A 14,318-nucleotide genomic window follows, 5' to 3' on the forward strand; every position below is an offset into this window, starting at 1 on the left:
CATCAATCCAATGCATGCACCGTAACCCAATACCGCCAGGCCACCACGGCCTTGTCGATTTTGGATAAGTGGTTGATATCCCGCTTGCTGTAGCGGGGCAGGATCAGTTTGTTGAATTTGGCGAGAACTTTAAAAAAAGCTTTCATAAAGCGAAACACGTACAATATCGTGCCCGCAAAGCTAACAATCCCCTCAGAAACTTTGTTCTTGCATGCCCTACATCCTGTCGGATTGCCTTACCTTTGGCGGCTGAATTAAGTTTTTCATGAACCTGGCCTCGTCCCTCGAACACCCCGTATTTCAAGCCATCGGCGCCGCCGGCGACCAGCTCGGCGTCGACACCTACGTAGTCGGGGGATACGTCCGGGACCTGATACTTCAACGGCCCTCCAAAGACATCGACTTCGTGTGCGTCGGTAGCGGCATTGCGTTGGCCCAGGCCGTCGCCCGCCAGCTCGGCCCGGATGTGCACGTAAACGTATTTAAAAACTTCGGCACCGCGCAGATCGTATACAACGACCTCGAGCTGGAGTTTGTCGGCGCCCGCCGTGAGTCCTACCGCAGCGACTCGCGCAAGCCGATTGTCGAAGACGGCACCTTGCAAGACGATCAGCAGCGCCGTGACTTCACCATGAATGCCCTGGCCATCAGCCTGAATAAAAGCACCTTCGGCAACCTGGTCGATCCCTTCGACGGCATTGCCGACATGAAGCGAAAAACCATCCGCACGCCGCTCGATCCCATCACCACGTTCTCGGACGATCCGCTGCGCATGATGCGGGCCATACGGTTTGCCGCGCAGCTCAGCTATGACATCGAACCCGATACCTATGCGGCCATCGTCAGCCAGGCCAACCGTATCAAGATCGTATCGCAGGAGCGTATCACCGACGAGCTCAACAAGATCATCCTCAGCCCCGTGCCTTCGTACGGCTTTAAGCTGCTCTACAACACAGGCCTGCTCAAGATCTTTTTCCCCGAGCTGGTCGCGCTGTACGGTGTCGAATCCGTGGGCAATAAATCGCACAAAGACAACTTCTACCATACCCTGCAGGTACTCGACAACGTGTCCGTTGTATCGTACGACCTGTGGCTGCGGTGGGCAGCCATTCTGCACGACATCGCCAAGCCTGCTACCAAGCGCTTTGACAAAACCCACGGCTGGACCTTTCATGGTCACGAAGACAAAGGTGCCCGCATGGTGCCCAACATCTTCCGGCGTCTCAAGCTGCCCCTCAATGAAAAGATGCTCTTCGTGCAAAAGCTGGTACGCTTGCACCTGCGGCCTATACCCCTGGTAAAAGAAGTGACCGACTCGGCGCTGCGCCGGTTGCTCTTTGATGCCGGCGATGAGATCGACGCGTTGATGATGCTTTGCCGTGCCGACATCACGTCCAAGAACAACGAGAAGGTAAACCGCTTTCTCAAGAACTTCGACGTCGTCGAGCAGAAAATGGCGGAAGTAGAACAGAAGGATCAGATCCGGAACTTTCAGCCACCCGTTACCGGCGACGAGATCATGGACATGTTTCAGATCCCGCCCAGCCGCATCATCGGCGACGTCAAAGAGCAGATCAAAGAAGCGATACTGGAAGGGGAAATACGCAACGACCGCCAGGAAGCCCTGACGTTGTTAATGAAGATCGCCGCCGAAAAAGGGCTGACCCTGGTCAAGGCGCCGCAAGACCTTACCTCCCAGACGCCGGTCTCCGGCCCCCGGACGGCAGAGTAATTTTCAGAGACACCTGCCCTGCCGGTAGGCACAAGGGCAACGTGGTCGCTAGGCTGCGGCGTTCAGAAGCTCGATAAACTTTTCGCGGGTCACGGGCTTAATGATATACTCCCGTACGTTGACATTCTGCCGGGCGCGATCCATGTCGCGTGGATCGATGGAAGAGCTTACCATAAAGATCTCGATCGGCTTCGAGAGATTGGTCTTTAAATCCGCATAATCATCCAGAAACATCCAGCCGTCTACAAACGGCATGTTGATATCCAGGAAGATGTAGTCGGGCAGCGTCTCGGATTCGCGCGCATGGTCGCGAAGAAAGTCCAGGGCCTCTTCGCCGTTGTCGAATTGCAGGATCTTGTCCGATAGCTGGGCAGCCTTGAGGGTGCGCGACGCCGTAATTTGAAACACCTTGTCGTCGTCTACAAGGGCAATGATGGGAGCTTTAGTTTCCATCCGTCAGGTTCTTAGTGAAGTTGATATAGAAGGTAGTGCCCTCGTGCTGTTTACTCGAGAGGGTAATTTCACCTCCCATGGCCTCAATTTGATTTTTTATCATGAATAATCCAATACCCCTGCTTTCAGGATGGCGGTGAAAAGTCTTCCGCAGCTTGAACACATGGTGACCATGCCGCTCCAGATTAATACCCAGTCCGTTGTCACTCACTTCCAGAACCAGGTCCTTGTGGTAATAATACGTTTTAAAATGGATGATGGGTGTCCTTTCCGGTGAATTATATTTTAAGGCATTGCTAAGCAGGTTTAGCAGGATGCTCTCCAGGTATATCTTCGGATAATGTACGTGCGGCGCCTCTGAAAAATCACAGACCAACTGTGCCTCCGTCTCGGCAATACGCGCGGTCAGCATCGCCCGGGTTAGATGAAAACAGTCTTCAAAACGTAAAAGCTGCTTTTCGATGTTTTTGTTCTGCTTGATCTTAAGCACCTCGTTCAGCTCGTGCAACGTGGTGAGCGTAATGTCGCCCGATTCTTTCAGCAGCTTGAGGTATTCCGCACGCTCCTCATCCGTTTCGGCCGTTTCAAAGAAGCTTAGCAACGTTAGAATGTTGCCGACCGGCGAGCGGAGATTGTGCGATACAATCTGTGTAAACTCCTCCAACTGCTCGTTCTTGCGTTTCAGGTCTTCCGTCAGCGCTACCAGCTTACTGTTTTGCTCAATAATTTGCTCTTCCGCGCGCTTTCTGTCTGAAATGTCGCGGAACTCCGTTACACGGATTGTCTTACCCTGGTACGGGATCATCTTCGCCTGGATTTCCAGCGCATACCGCGAGCCATCCTTGCGTACACCCGTCACGTCGTACGTCTTTTCGTATCCCGCGTGAATCTTTTCCAGCACCTCGTCGCGCGACTCGGGCGCTACTAAATCGAGACCGTTCATGCTTTTTAATTCCTCTTCGCCATAGCCGGTCATATCCGACAACCCCTGGTTGCAGTCCAGAATACGGCCCTGGTCGTGCAACCCGATCCCGCCAAACGACGCCTGCTGCAAGGTCCGGAAGCGCTGCTCGCTTTCGCGGAGCGCGATGTCCGCCTTGCGACTTTCCGTAATGTCGTGCGCCGAGGCAATCACCACCTCCTGCCCAAAATAAGTGCCTTTCTGTTGGATGACCTCCACGACACGCACCCGCTGATCCTTTGTTAAGCCATACCAGATAAACATACTCGGTATACCCTGCCAGGCACGTTCGGTGGAATGCTTCAACGCTTCCAGGTCGTTCTTACCCGGCACAGCCAGGTCGATTGGATGTTTACCGATCAACTCTTCCTTCGTATAGCCGTACATTTCGTAGCCGCGCTGGTTGATGTCCAGAAACAATCCCTGTCGGTTCTGGATGTAAATTGGTTCGACCGTGTTAAACAAGTCCCGAAAGCTGGCCTCGCTTTCGCGTAACGCATTGACCATGGCGTTTTGTTGGGTGATGTCCCAGGCCGTGGCGATCAGCATATCCTGACCAAAGTAAGTGCCCTTTTTCAAACGAACCTCTTTCAGAAAGATCTCGCCATTGGCCTTTCTGCCCCACCACTCAAAGATCTGCGGAATCCCCTTCAGCGCGGCCACCGTCATTTGCGCGAGCGCCTCAAAATCATTACACCCTTCGGCGGAAAGAAACGCCGGTGTACGCCCGATAAAAGCTTCCTTCGGATAACCATACATAATGCTGGCCCCGCGGTTTACATCGGCAAAGGTGCCGTCGGGATGTTGGATATAGATCGCCTCGCCCACCGTGTCAAACAGCTCGCGATAGCTTTGTTCGCTGCGGCGCAACGCCTCTTCAGCCGTTTTCTGTTCGGTGATATCCTGGGCAATGCCAATGATCTGCGTAACGGTGCCTTGCTCGTCTTTTTTGAAGACAGTATTACGTGTCAGCAACCAGCGCCACTCGCCGTCGCGGGTGCGAATGCGTAGCTGCGCTTCCTGCGTGAAGCCCAGGGCCTCGTTCGTCCAGCGGGGTATGCGGTTCAGATCCTCTGGGTGAATAACGGAGGGAATAAACAGGTCGCCCATGGCCTCGACTTCCTGGTGGTTAAAGCCTGTCAGCGATACGCCGTTCGTATAGACGTATTTATACCGCTGTACGTCCAATACATAAAGCATGGCGGGCATCGAGCTTTCCAGGCTCTTGCGAAAAAGCTCGTTCTCGCGAAAGGCCTCTTCATAGCGTGTCTGGCGCGAGTAATCCTGCATCGACCCGAGCATATGCACCGCGTGGTCGCTGCCCAGGGTCATAAAAAAACCTTTGTCGTGGATCGAAATATAGTCGCCATCCTTTTTGCGGAAGCGATATACCTGATCGTAGGGCTGCAGGGTGCGTGTAGCCATATCGATCTCGCGGGCGACCGCGGCGCGGTCGTCGGGGTGGATCAGTGACTCCCACGTGTCGATATTACCCATCTCGTCGGCCGTATAGCCCAGCACCTCGCGCATCACACCGTTCCAACGAATACTGCCCGACTTCAGCTCATAATCGTATACCACCTGGCCCGTGGCGGCTGCGATCAGCTCATAGCGTGCCTGCCAGGCATCGCGGTCCAGGTCCGCCTGCTTGTTGGCCGTAATGTCATGAACCGATCCCACCAGTGTCACCGGCACACCCTGGTCGTTGCTGACCACCGTACCCCAGGCCTCTATCCAGCGGAGGTTGCCCAATGCCGGGTTGGTACGATGCTGCATAAAGTAGCTCGTCTTGTGTTCCAGGCTGCTGTGTATGGCCTGGATGACCTTATTCCGGTCGTCGGGGTGGATCAGGTTGCTATAGCCGGCAAATGTACCCGGCGGCGTCAAAGGCGAAAGCCCAAAGATGGTATACACCTTATCCGACCAGGTAATCGTGTCGTGGGGAATATTCCATTGCCAGATCCCGATCTGCGCCGCCTCCAGCGCCTGTAGCAGAAGAAGCTTATTGCCATGCAAATCTTCGGTGTGTCCTGGCGTTGCCTGGCCATCGGTGTTCATTTTTTTCATGATTGTACTCTTTGCCGTTTAGCAGCTAGCGGTTTCTGGGAAGGGCGTGTAACGTAATTTGTATAAAAGATACATCTTTTTACCACATCTATAAAAACCCGGTGTTGCAAATAGTCACCAAATACAAAGAACCTTTCGCCGTTCTGTTTGTTGTTTCCGACAGGGCATGGTAATTTTCAGTCTAAACCAAAGACCCTACTCGTATGTTAAAAGAATTCAAGGAATTTGCCCTCCGGGGTAACGTCATCGACCTGGCCATTGGTGTGGTCATCGGCGCCGCCTTTAATGCCATCGTCAGCTCACTGGTAGCCGACGTCTTTATGCCCATCATCGGGATCCTCACCGGGGGACTCGACTTTTCCAAGCTGGGCTATAAATTCGGCGAAGCCGTCATCGCCTATGGCAAATTCATTCAGGCCATTTTCATCTTTATCATCACCGCCTTCGCCCTCTTCCTCTTCGTAAAAGGCATCAACGCGCTCAGACGTAAAGAAGAAAAGAAACCCGCTGATGCTCCCGCGCCCCCGCCCGCCGACATCCAGCTCCTCACCGAGATTCGCGACTTATTGAAGAGTCAAAACATAACAAAACCATAAACAAAATATAAAAGCCGCCCGAAGTGCGGCATAGTAAGACACTGGCGCAAGTCTTAGCCCCACCCGGGGGCGGAGACTTGTGCCTGCTCCCATGACAGTCTTCAGACTGTCGAGGCTACGGTACAGTCGTACCCAACCCGTCAATAGCAGACACGTGTGCCGGCGTCGCCTCTCCTCACACCCACACCGCCCCTAAAACCCAATCAAAACAAACGGAGCCCAATAATAAGGCGCCGCATACTTCCCATCCTTAATCATCCCCAACTTCGTCTCCCGCAGCGTTTCAGCAAACACCCCGGTCGGTGCCTCCAGCAGTCGCCCATAAAACTGTTCCATCAGCACCGCCGTCGACACATCCGCTACGCTCCAATACGACACCAGTATATTCTTCGCGCCCGCATACACCAATGCCCGCGACAACCCAATCACACCTTCACCCTTTGAAAGCTTACCCAACCCCGTCTGGCACGCCGACAGCGTCACCAGGCTGGCCCGGAGGTTTAGCGTATATACTTCACCGGCAAAGAGATGCCCGTCTTCGCCCGCCCCCGGCTGCAAGAAGATCCGCGACAGCTCCGGGCTGGCTTCGTCGACTATCCCGTGGGTTGCAAAGTGCAGGTACGTATATGTGTCGAGGCTTCCGCTCTTCACGCGTCCCTCGCCCGCTTGCTCGTGCAGGTAAACCTGGTTTCCGAGGTTGCGGGCTTGAAAGCGTTGGGCAATGGCGCTCACTTCCGCCTCCGTGCCCGGCAGGTCGTTCAGGTTGTCGGCAACCGGGAAAGCCACCGGCGCACACAAAAAGATCGATGGCGAAGCCGACGGCGGCTGCGGTGCCGGCCGCTGGAGGATAACACCCGCCGAAAACTCGTAACGAATGCTATACCGCTTGAGCAGGTAAGGATAGGCCGGATAGCCGCCTTGCCCCGTTACCGCCGTCTTGCCGGGCGTTAACAGTGTTTCAAACGGCACGCTACTCAGTCGCCCGGTAGGGAGAATGACCAGGTGTTTAATACCCGCCAGTTGATGATCGGGTATCAGCAACTCCGATAGGTGACTGGCCGTCAGCCGGTACGTTTCCTCGTTGTTAAATAGCAGGCTGTTACGCAGCCCCGTGATATACCGGTCAAAATCTTTCGTGAGCGTATGGTCGGTAATGCGAAACTTCTTCTGCGTCAGGGTAAAGACATACAGGTGGCTGTTCTTTTCGTCAATGAAATAACTTAACAATGCCGTATGCGCATCCAGTCGTGCCTGTAGCTGCCGCGTGGCGGGCGCCGTGCTATTAAAGCGCAGGTTGAAGTAGTCGGGAAACTGTTGCTCCAGCCGGCGTGTATAGGCGGCATAGTTACGGTTCAGGGTAAAGAGCTTCTCCCGCAGGCGTTTCTCCTCGGTGGCGTCGGGTTTCTGGGCCAGCTTCTGCGCACACTGGGCAATTGCAGCTTTCAGGTCTTTCTCTTCTTCCAGGAGCGTCGCCGGTATACCGGCAAAGGCTTTGGCGTTTGCGTCCGTAATCGCCTCTTGCAACACGGCCGACTTGCTCTTCTCGGCAAAATAAAACGCCAGCTCGCGATAGGTATGTTTGTGAAGCGCGACGTCGGTCGCTTCAAATGCAATACGCACGCCGTCGGCATATACTTCGTTGGCCGTGGCCCCCAGGCTGATCTTGTCGGTCTCGCTGGCCGTTTGTTGCCGCAGCTTGTCGATGAGGGTATCGCATCGCTGTAATGTTTGCAAGGCTGCCGTCAGGTCCGGGAATTTCAGCGTGCGACCGTAATACCGGGCTTCCAGCGCCTGAGCTTTAGAGAGCAGCGAATACAGCAAAACGTTACCGTCGTAGAAGTCACGCAGGGGCGGATCACGATAGACGTCCGTATAGTGAAAGCTCGCGGTGTTCGCTTGCAGAGCCTGCTGGCAATACGCCAATGCGCCGTGATAGTCGCGTGCGGCAAGCGACAGGTTTCCGAGCGCATTCAGCACGCGTGCCAGCTCGGGGTGGCGCGGGCCATAGCTTTCGGTGTACATCGCGCGCGCGCGTTGGTAAAACGCCAGGGCCGCCTTGGTGTCGCCAATCCTCCTGTATGTTTCACCCAGGTTGAAAAGCACAAAGGCCTTGGCAGGATGAGGCCCCGGATATACTTTCTCGTTGATCTTGAGCGCCGCCTCGAAGTTGTTCACGGCATCGCCGTACAATTCTAAACGGCGGTATAAAAAGCCCGTATTGGTGCGGGCAATAGCGATCTTCGGGTGCTCGGCGCCGTGCAGGTTCTGGTAAATGGCCAGGGCCTTCTCATAATAGTCCAACGCTTTGTCGGCATCGGTGTTACTGAACACCAGGCCGAGGTCGTTGTACGAGGCGGCGATCAGCTCGTGGTTGGCCGGCAACAATTTCTGACGATACGCGAGGGCCACCGTCAGCTGCTCTTCGGCCTGGGTATACTTACCGGTAGCGCGGTATAGATTGCCGAGGTGTGACAGCGCCTGCGCGGCTTCCAGGCTATTGGCGCGCCCGGCTTCTTCCAGGCGCGTGATGGCGAGCTGCAGCGCCTCCAGCGCCTGGTCGTTCCGGCCCTGGTTCAGGTACAATAATCCGGATTGCGTTTGCACCACGCCGGCCAGGGTGGGTGTGGTTGCCGCGGGTATAACCGCGGTCAGCAGGGCAGAGGCTTCGTCAAACCGCCCCAGGCGAATAAGCGCTTCCGCTTTGCGGGCCTGTAGCAATACGCGTGTAGGCGCGTCGGTCGTGCGCGCCAGCGTCGCGTCTGCGAGCGTCAGCGCGCCGGTATAATCCGCATTCTGGATATACTGGTCGATCGACGCCGGCAGGGTTTGTGCAGTAAGCTTACCGGCAACAGCCAGCAGCAGCGTTAACAGGCAGGAGAATTTCATGGATCAGAACCGGTAATAATAACTTAACGTCGATACAAACTCACGCTTCAGGCCGTCCGTGTTCGGATCCCGGTTCACGATCTTGTTGCCCAACAGCATCTTGATACCTGACTGTACATTAAAACTATATCCGGTGGTAAGCAACGCCGTCAGCGCGAGCCCCGTGCTGCCTTCCTGCGCCACGCGTTCGCCCGTACCCAACGTGATATAGTCGTGTGTAATGCGGTAGATGGGCAGGAGGCCCAGCGTAAAATTGAGTCGCGAGAACCGTATGTTCCGTTCCACACGGAACATTACATCCGTACCGCGGCGCAGTTCGTTGGCCACCGAATACCGGTGTATGTAATTCATGTCTTCGCCGCTGCCTTCCCACCGGCTCCACAAAAACTGGTTCTTGTTCCGGTTAAAGGGATGTTGAATACCCGTGGCGAACAACCACTTTTTGCTGATCACCGAAATACCCATCACACCATCATAAGTACCCAGGCTGGTTTGGTAATACATGGGCAGCGGACGCCCGTTCTCGTCCAGGTCCGAATGGTTCATGGGAATCTTGCCACCCACCGATACGTTAATATCATAGATGCCGTTGCTAAACACACTCCGTGTCACACAAAGCGAGACGTCGCCCAGGCTGGACGTATTGCCCAGGCGCCCCGACACCGCCTGGTACGGTAGCTTTACCTGGAAAGAAGTTTTTTGATTGAGACTAAAGTTCATGTCCGCCGTGGCCACATACACGATCGGCGTCAGCGTTGTCTTGCCACGGTAAAAGGTCAGCTCCATGGAGCGAAGACGAAACTCGATTTTTTTGTTGAAAGGCTGGTCGGGCTTGAGCGCGCCCATGGTACAGAAGCCGGCGTCGCTGCAGCCCTGGGCCCGGAGGGCGAGGGGAGAAGCGGCCAGCACCACACCCAGTGCCAGGGGTAAGAACGTTTTGAACATAATGGGCATCCCCGGCAAACACCGCACAGGGGAACAGTTTTGGATTTCGGGGCTAAAATTACTTCTTTTAAACATTGCCAGACGACGCTTTGAAAAAAATACTCCTCGTTGAAGACGACCATCGGCTTTCGCAGTCGGTCGCTGCCGCCCTCGAAAAAGACGGCTATACCTGCGTGCCTGCCTACGACGGACAGATGGCACTGAAAGCTTTTCAGCAGGATACCTATCACCTGGTGCTGTTGGATCTCAACCTGCCCAAAATGAACGGCATCGACCTCTGCGACCGCTTCCGGCACATGAATCCCGGGATCCCCATTCTGGTAATCACCGCCTTTGGCGATATCGACAGTAAAATGGAAGCATTCGAGACCGGCGCCGACGATTACCTGGTCAAACCTTTCCACCTCAAAGAGCTGCAGGCCAAAGTAAAAGTGTTTCTCAAACGTGCCGAGCAGCCTGCCGCCGCCGAGCCCATCTTACAACTGGCCGACATCCGCCTCGATCCCAATAAAAAGGTGGCCATCCGCGAAGGCAAAGAAATACACCTGACCCCCAAAGAATACAGCCTGCTGGAATACATGCTGCGGCACAAAAAACGCATCATCTCCAAAGACGAGCTGGCCATGAACCTCTGGGATGCCAACTACGGTGTCACCCACAATACCATCGAGGTATATATCAACTTTCTGCGCAACAAGATCGACAAGGACTTCGAGAAGAAGCTCATCCTCACCAAGCCGGGGTTCGGGTACTACCTAAACGATCAGCGCGATGAACTTTAAGACGCGTCTCACGCTGCTTTTCGTAGGCCTGTTTGTTGTCGTGCTCACCGCCATCCTCAGCTTCATCTATATCCTCTACGCCGAGTTCCGCCGCGAAGAATTCTTCGAGCGCCTGCGCGAAAAAAGCTTCACCACGGCCAAGCTGCTCACGGAAGTAAAAGGCATGGATCTGGAAGTGCTCAAAATCATCGACCAGAACTCCATCAACAAACTATACGACGAAAAGATCCTCATCTTCGACTCGACCAACCGCCTCATCTACAGCAGCCTCGACGACGAAAAGATACCCTACTCACCCTCGCTCATCGACCAGATCCGGACGCGCGCCGACAAGTATTACGTCGACGATGACGGCGACGAGGTGGTGGGTGTGCACTACAAAGACCAGGGCCACGACTACGTCATCCTGGCCTCCGCCTACGACACCTACGGCATCAGCAAGGTAGAAAACCTCAAGACCCTGGTGGTCATCGCCCTGGTGTTGGGCGCTGCGCTCATTGCCGTGGCAGCCTATTTCTACATCCGCCAGGTATTCCGTCCCATCGACGACTTGAACAAGTCCATCCAGACCATCACCGAAAACAACCTGCACGAGTTCATTCGTGTTCACAAAAACCGTGACGAGCTCGACAAGCTTGCCGTCAACTACAACCAGATGCTCGCGCGCCTGTTCAAAGCCTTCGAGTCGCAGCGCTCCTTCGTGCGGCATGCTGCGCACGAGCTCAAGACACCGCTGGCCATCATCCGCACAAAGCTCGAGCGTCTCGAAGACCTCACCGCCGGCCGGGCCGAAGTCGGTACCATATTGACCAGTCTATCCGACGATGTCGATGGCCAGGCTGCCCTGGTCGAGTCGTTGCTCTTGATGCAGCGGCTACAATCACAAGTCCCCATCAACACCGGCCCTGTCCGCATCGACGAGCTCCTGGACGAAAGCGCCCGCGAGCTGCACGCAGTATATCCCCAACAAGTCGTACAAATAGACATCGACGCGTCCGTCGAAGCCGAAGAGCAATTAACCGTCATCGGCAACGCGCTGCTGCTAAAAATCTGTTTCCGCAACCTCATCGCCAATGCGGCCCTCTACGCATCCATTCCCACACTCACCATCGACCTCGCCAAAATCCCCGAAGGCCTGCGCCTGCGCTTCTCCAACCCCGGCGAAGAGGCCATCCCCGAAGGCCTCATCTTCGAGCCCTTCTACCGCCAACCCCACGAACAAGAAAAACCCGGCCACGGCCTCGGCCTCTCCATCGTCCGCCAAATCACCGACCTTACCCATGGTGCGATCGCATATCAATATGTCAACGGCCAACATATCTTCACGTTGATATTCACCCATATATAGTCATGCAAAGAGTATAGAATATGGCGCAGCTGTTAAGCGCGAGGGCGGAGCATGGGTGCGCCACCGATGCCCGGTATGGCGGGCGTACGGCTTCAGGGGTGTGGGGACGGCATTAGCCGCCGTTTTTGGCCCGCTCCGCCGTTCAAACGTTTGAGGTATCTCTAATACATTTCTAAGAATTTTCTTATGGATTTCTAAGATCGGTCGGCAATTTTTGCGCGCGTGGATATCCCTGGCATAAAATTTTCAGCCCGGCGGATTGACGCCGATTTAGAATATAACAGACAGGGACCGATAGCCCCAGCAGACCGGCTGGCCGACTGCCGGAGCATAGGGGCTGACTGGCAGAATTTTCCAAAAGCATGATGACGAACAATTCAATCATACGGATACTCCGTGAGGGAGGTCTGTTGCTGAAGCATGACTTCGATCCTACGGCACTGCGCTTCGTGGAGACCAACAACCGATCCTACACCCGCGATCAGTTCCTGGAATTCCGGAACGACCTGATCGAGGCCGGTAGCAAAATCCGCATCCTGTTCCTGGAACAACCGCAGCCTGCCGTAGCGCTGCCGGGGTTTGTAAAGGAAAACCGGTTGCCGACATTGGTGTTTATCGAGCAGCCTCAGGGCCTGGTGCCTATGCTGATGTACTATGAAAAAAAGCGCCTGCGTTATGCGGTGTTACCGACGGACGAAAAACCTCCCATTATCGGAGAGGTTCCGGACCTGCAACAGTTGTACGGCGACGCGCAGGGTCGGGCCGTTGCGTTCGTGCTCTACTCGTATCGCAGTCTGGTGAGCGAATATGCCTACGACGCCGACGCCGTGCCCAGACCGATGCACCCGCTGCGTCGGTTTATACGACTGTTGTCGACCGAACGGACGAGCATCCTGTATATATTATTTTATTCCGTTGTCATCGGGCTGACCAGCCTGATCCTGCCGGTGGGCATTCAGAATACCGTCCAGCTGGTGTCGGGCGGCGTATTCTTCAGCTCTATCTATGTGCTGATCGGAGCCGTGATCCTCGGCATTTTGTTCACAGGCATCCTTCAGGTTGTTCAGATCACGCTGGTGGAATACCTGCAGCGGCGCGTATTCACAAAAGCCGCGCTGGAGTTTGCCTTTCGCATTCCGCGCCTGCGGCTGGAATCGATCATGAGCAGCTATGCACCGGAGCTCGTGAACCGGTTCTTCGATGTGATCACGCTGCAAAAAGGCCTGCCCAAGCTGCTCATTGATCTGACATCCGCCGTTGTACAGATCGTGTTCGGATTAATATTGCTGTCGTTGTACCACCCATTTTTTGTGTTTTTCAGCTTCGTCCTGGTGTTGATATTATTTCTCATTTTCCGGCTTACGGGGCCCAGCGCCCTGCGGTCGTCGATCGACGAATCGAAGTATAAGTATAAAGTGGCGCAATGGCTGGAAGAGCTGGCACGTGCCTTGAACTCGTTTAAGCTGGCGGGCAATACAGATATGCCGATGCGTAAGACGGACACCAACGTCAGTGCGTACCTCAAATATCGCAAGGCGCACTTCCAGGTGTTGATCACGCAGTTTTCATTTGTCGTGGTCTTCAAGACCGCGATCACGGCTGCGTTGCTGATTATGGGCACGCTGTTGGTGGTCGATCGCCAGATCACACTCGGACAGTTTGTAGCGTCAGAAGTGATCATCATTATGCTCCTCAACTCGGTAGAGAAAGTAATCACCTATATGGATGTAGTCTATGATTTGCTCACCGCCGTGGACAAAGTCGCACAGATCACCGACTTGCCGCTTGAGAAAGTAGGCGGGATAGATTTCCCCCGTCTGACGAACGAAGGGTATGCCGTAGAGATTAAAGGCCTGAAGTATAAATACCCAGGCGCCTCCGTTTACGCTTTGCAGGGCGTGGATCTGGCGATCCGCCCGGGAGAACGCATCTGTATCGCCGGTCCCGGCAATGCAGGCAAAACAACACTTACCAACCTCGTGGCGGGCATCCACTCCGACTACGAAGGCATCATCACCATCAATCACTACTCGCTGCGCGACCTCGATATCCGCCATCTCCGCGACAGCATTGCCAAGAATATTTCACCGGAAGATATCTTTGATGGCACGCTCCTCGACAACATCACGTTAGGGAATCCTACACGTACCGTTGAAGACGCCATCACAGCGATTCGCGCGGTGCATCTGGAAGACGAGATTAACCGGCTGCCCGAAGGCCTGAGTACACACATTGTAAGCGGCGGCAAAGGTTTCTCGAGTTCGTTCATTCATAAGCTCATCCTGGCGCGCTGCCTTGCCAAGAAACCGTCGCTCATCATCCTGAACGACTTCTTTTCCAGCCTCAAGCGGCAGCACAAGCTGGAGGTGTTGCAATCTGTGATGGACGAACGTTCGCCGTGGACACTCATTGCCGTGTCGAACGATCCGCTGGTGATGGCCGCATGCGACCGCGTCGTTTTGCTCTACGATGGCCGCATCTCCGACGCGGGATCTTTCAGCGAGCTGCAAAAAAGAGGCACGATCAATCAATACATCGAATAACAGCG

Annotated in this window: 10 protein-coding genes; 5 read left to right on the top strand and 5 right to left on the bottom strand. The window is 54.8% G+C overall.

Annotation, left to right across the window (positions count from 1 at the left end):
* Positions 1-2 precede the first annotated feature (2 nt).
* A complete protein-coding gene (locus tag KK062_RS05030) occupies positions 3-146 on the bottom strand; it encodes a hypothetical protein (RefSeq protein ID WP_254083159.1) in 144 nt (47 codons plus the stop codon).
* A 119-nt stretch (positions 147-265) separates the two neighbouring features.
* On the opposite strand from KK062_RS05030, the gene KK062_RS05035 reads away from it, so the two are divergent.
* On the top strand, positions 266-1,732 hold the full coding sequence (locus KK062_RS05035) for a CCA tRNA nucleotidyltransferase (protein WP_254083160.1): 1,467 nt from the start codon (positions 266-268) through the stop codon (positions 1,730-1,732).
* Between the two features lie 48 nt (positions 1,733-1,780).
* Here KK062_RS05035 and KK062_RS05040 read toward each other — a convergent pair whose 3' ends face one another.
* Both KK062_RS05040 and KK062_RS05045 read right to left on the bottom strand, forming a co-directional pair.
* Positions 1,781-2,185, bottom strand: a complete 405-nt coding sequence (locus KK062_RS05040) for a response regulator (protein ID WP_254083161.1) — start codon at positions 2,183-2,185, stop codon at positions 1,781-1,783.
* Positions 2,175-5,213 (bottom strand): PAS domain-containing sensor histidine kinase, encoded by a 3,039-nt coding sequence (locus KK062_RS05045; RefSeq protein WP_254083162.1) that lies wholly within the window; start codon positions 5,211-5,213, stop codon positions 2,175-2,177. Before KK062_RS05045 ends, KK062_RS05040 begins: the two co-directional genes overlap by 11 nt.
* 203 nt (positions 5,214-5,416) lie before the next feature.
* Between KK062_RS05045 and mscL the strand changes: the two genes are divergently transcribed.
* On the top strand, positions 5,417-5,809 hold the full coding sequence (gene mscL / locus KK062_RS05050) for a large-conductance mechanosensitive channel protein MscL (RefSeq protein WP_254083163.1): 393 nt from the start codon (positions 5,417-5,419) through the stop codon (positions 5,807-5,809).
* A gap of 192 nt (positions 5,810-6,001) precedes the next feature.
* On the opposite strand, the gene KK062_RS05055 is transcribed toward mscL, so the two are convergent.
* Together KK062_RS05055 and KK062_RS05060 are read right to left on the bottom strand one after the other, a co-directional pair.
* Positions 6,002-8,695 (bottom strand): CHAT domain-containing tetratricopeptide repeat protein, encoded by a 2,694-nt coding sequence (locus tag KK062_RS05055; protein ID WP_254083164.1) that lies wholly within the window; start codon positions 8,693-8,695, stop codon positions 6,002-6,004.
* A gap of 3 nt (positions 8,696-8,698) precedes the next feature.
* On the bottom strand, positions 8,699-9,640 hold the full coding sequence (locus tag KK062_RS05060) for a hypothetical protein (RefSeq protein WP_254083165.1): 942 nt from the start codon (positions 9,638-9,640) through the stop codon (positions 8,699-8,701).
* An 89-nt stretch (positions 9,641-9,729) separates the two neighbouring features.
* Between KK062_RS05060 and KK062_RS05065 the strand changes: the two genes are divergently transcribed.
* The 3 genes from KK062_RS05065 (at position 9,730) to KK062_RS05075 (ending at position 14,313) form a co-directional block, all read left to right on the top strand.
* Complete coding sequence (locus tag KK062_RS05065; protein WP_254083166.1) at positions 9,730-10,422, top strand: response regulator transcription factor; 693 nt, start codon at positions 9,730-9,732, stop codon at positions 10,420-10,422.
* Complete coding sequence (locus KK062_RS05070; protein ID WP_254083167.1) at positions 10,412-11,770, top strand: HAMP domain-containing sensor histidine kinase; 1,359 nt, start codon at positions 10,412-10,414, stop codon at positions 11,768-11,770. Before KK062_RS05065 ends, KK062_RS05070 begins: the two co-directional genes overlap by 11 nt.
* A 362-nt stretch (positions 11,771-12,132) precedes the next feature.
* Positions 12,133-14,313: a peptidase domain-containing ABC transporter gene (locus tag KK062_RS05075; RefSeq protein ID WP_254083168.1), complete on the top strand. Its 2,181-nt coding sequence runs from the start codon at positions 12,133-12,135 to the stop codon at positions 14,311-14,313.
* The last annotated feature ends 5 nt before the right edge of the window (positions 14,314-14,318 follow it).

Origin of the sequence: Dawidia cretensis (assembly GCF_018598175.1) — a bacterium.
In the GTDB taxonomy this organism is placed as follows: Bacteria; Bacteroidota; Bacteroidia; order Cytophagales; family Cyclobacteriaceae; genus Ohtaekwangia; species Ohtaekwangia cretensis.

Coding starts and splice junctions, on each gene's coding strand:
- KK062_RS05075 (WP_254083168.1), top strand. CDS start 12,133: ATGATGACGAACAATTCAATCATACGGATACTCCGTGAGGGAGGTCTG.
- KK062_RS05040 (WP_254083161.1), bottom strand. CDS start 2,185: ATGGAAACTAAAGCTCCCATCATTGCCCTTGTAGACGACGACAAGGTG.
- mscL (WP_254083163.1), top strand. CDS start 5,417: ATGTTAAAAGAATTCAAGGAATTTGCCCTCCGGGGTAACGTCATCGAC.
- KK062_RS05060 (WP_254083165.1), bottom strand. CDS start 9,640: ATGTTCAAAACGTTCTTACCCCTGGCACTGGGTGTGGTGCTGGCCGCT.
- KK062_RS05035 (WP_254083160.1), top strand. CDS start 266: ATGAACCTGGCCTCGTCCCTCGAACACCCCGTATTTCAAGCCATCGGC.
- KK062_RS05030 (WP_254083159.1), bottom strand. CDS start 146: ATGAAAGCTTTTTTTAAAGTTCTCGCCAAATTCAACAAACTGATCCTG.
- KK062_RS05055 (WP_254083164.1), bottom strand. CDS start 8,695: ATGAAATTCTCCTGCCTGTTAACGCTGCTGCTGGCTGTTGCCGGTAAG.
- KK062_RS05070 (WP_254083167.1), top strand. CDS start 10,412: ATGAACTTTAAGACGCGTCTCACGCTGCTTTTCGTAGGCCTGTTTGTT.
- KK062_RS05045 (WP_254083162.1), bottom strand. CDS start 5,213: ATGAAAAAAATGAACACCGATGGCCAGGCAACGCCAGGACACACCGAA.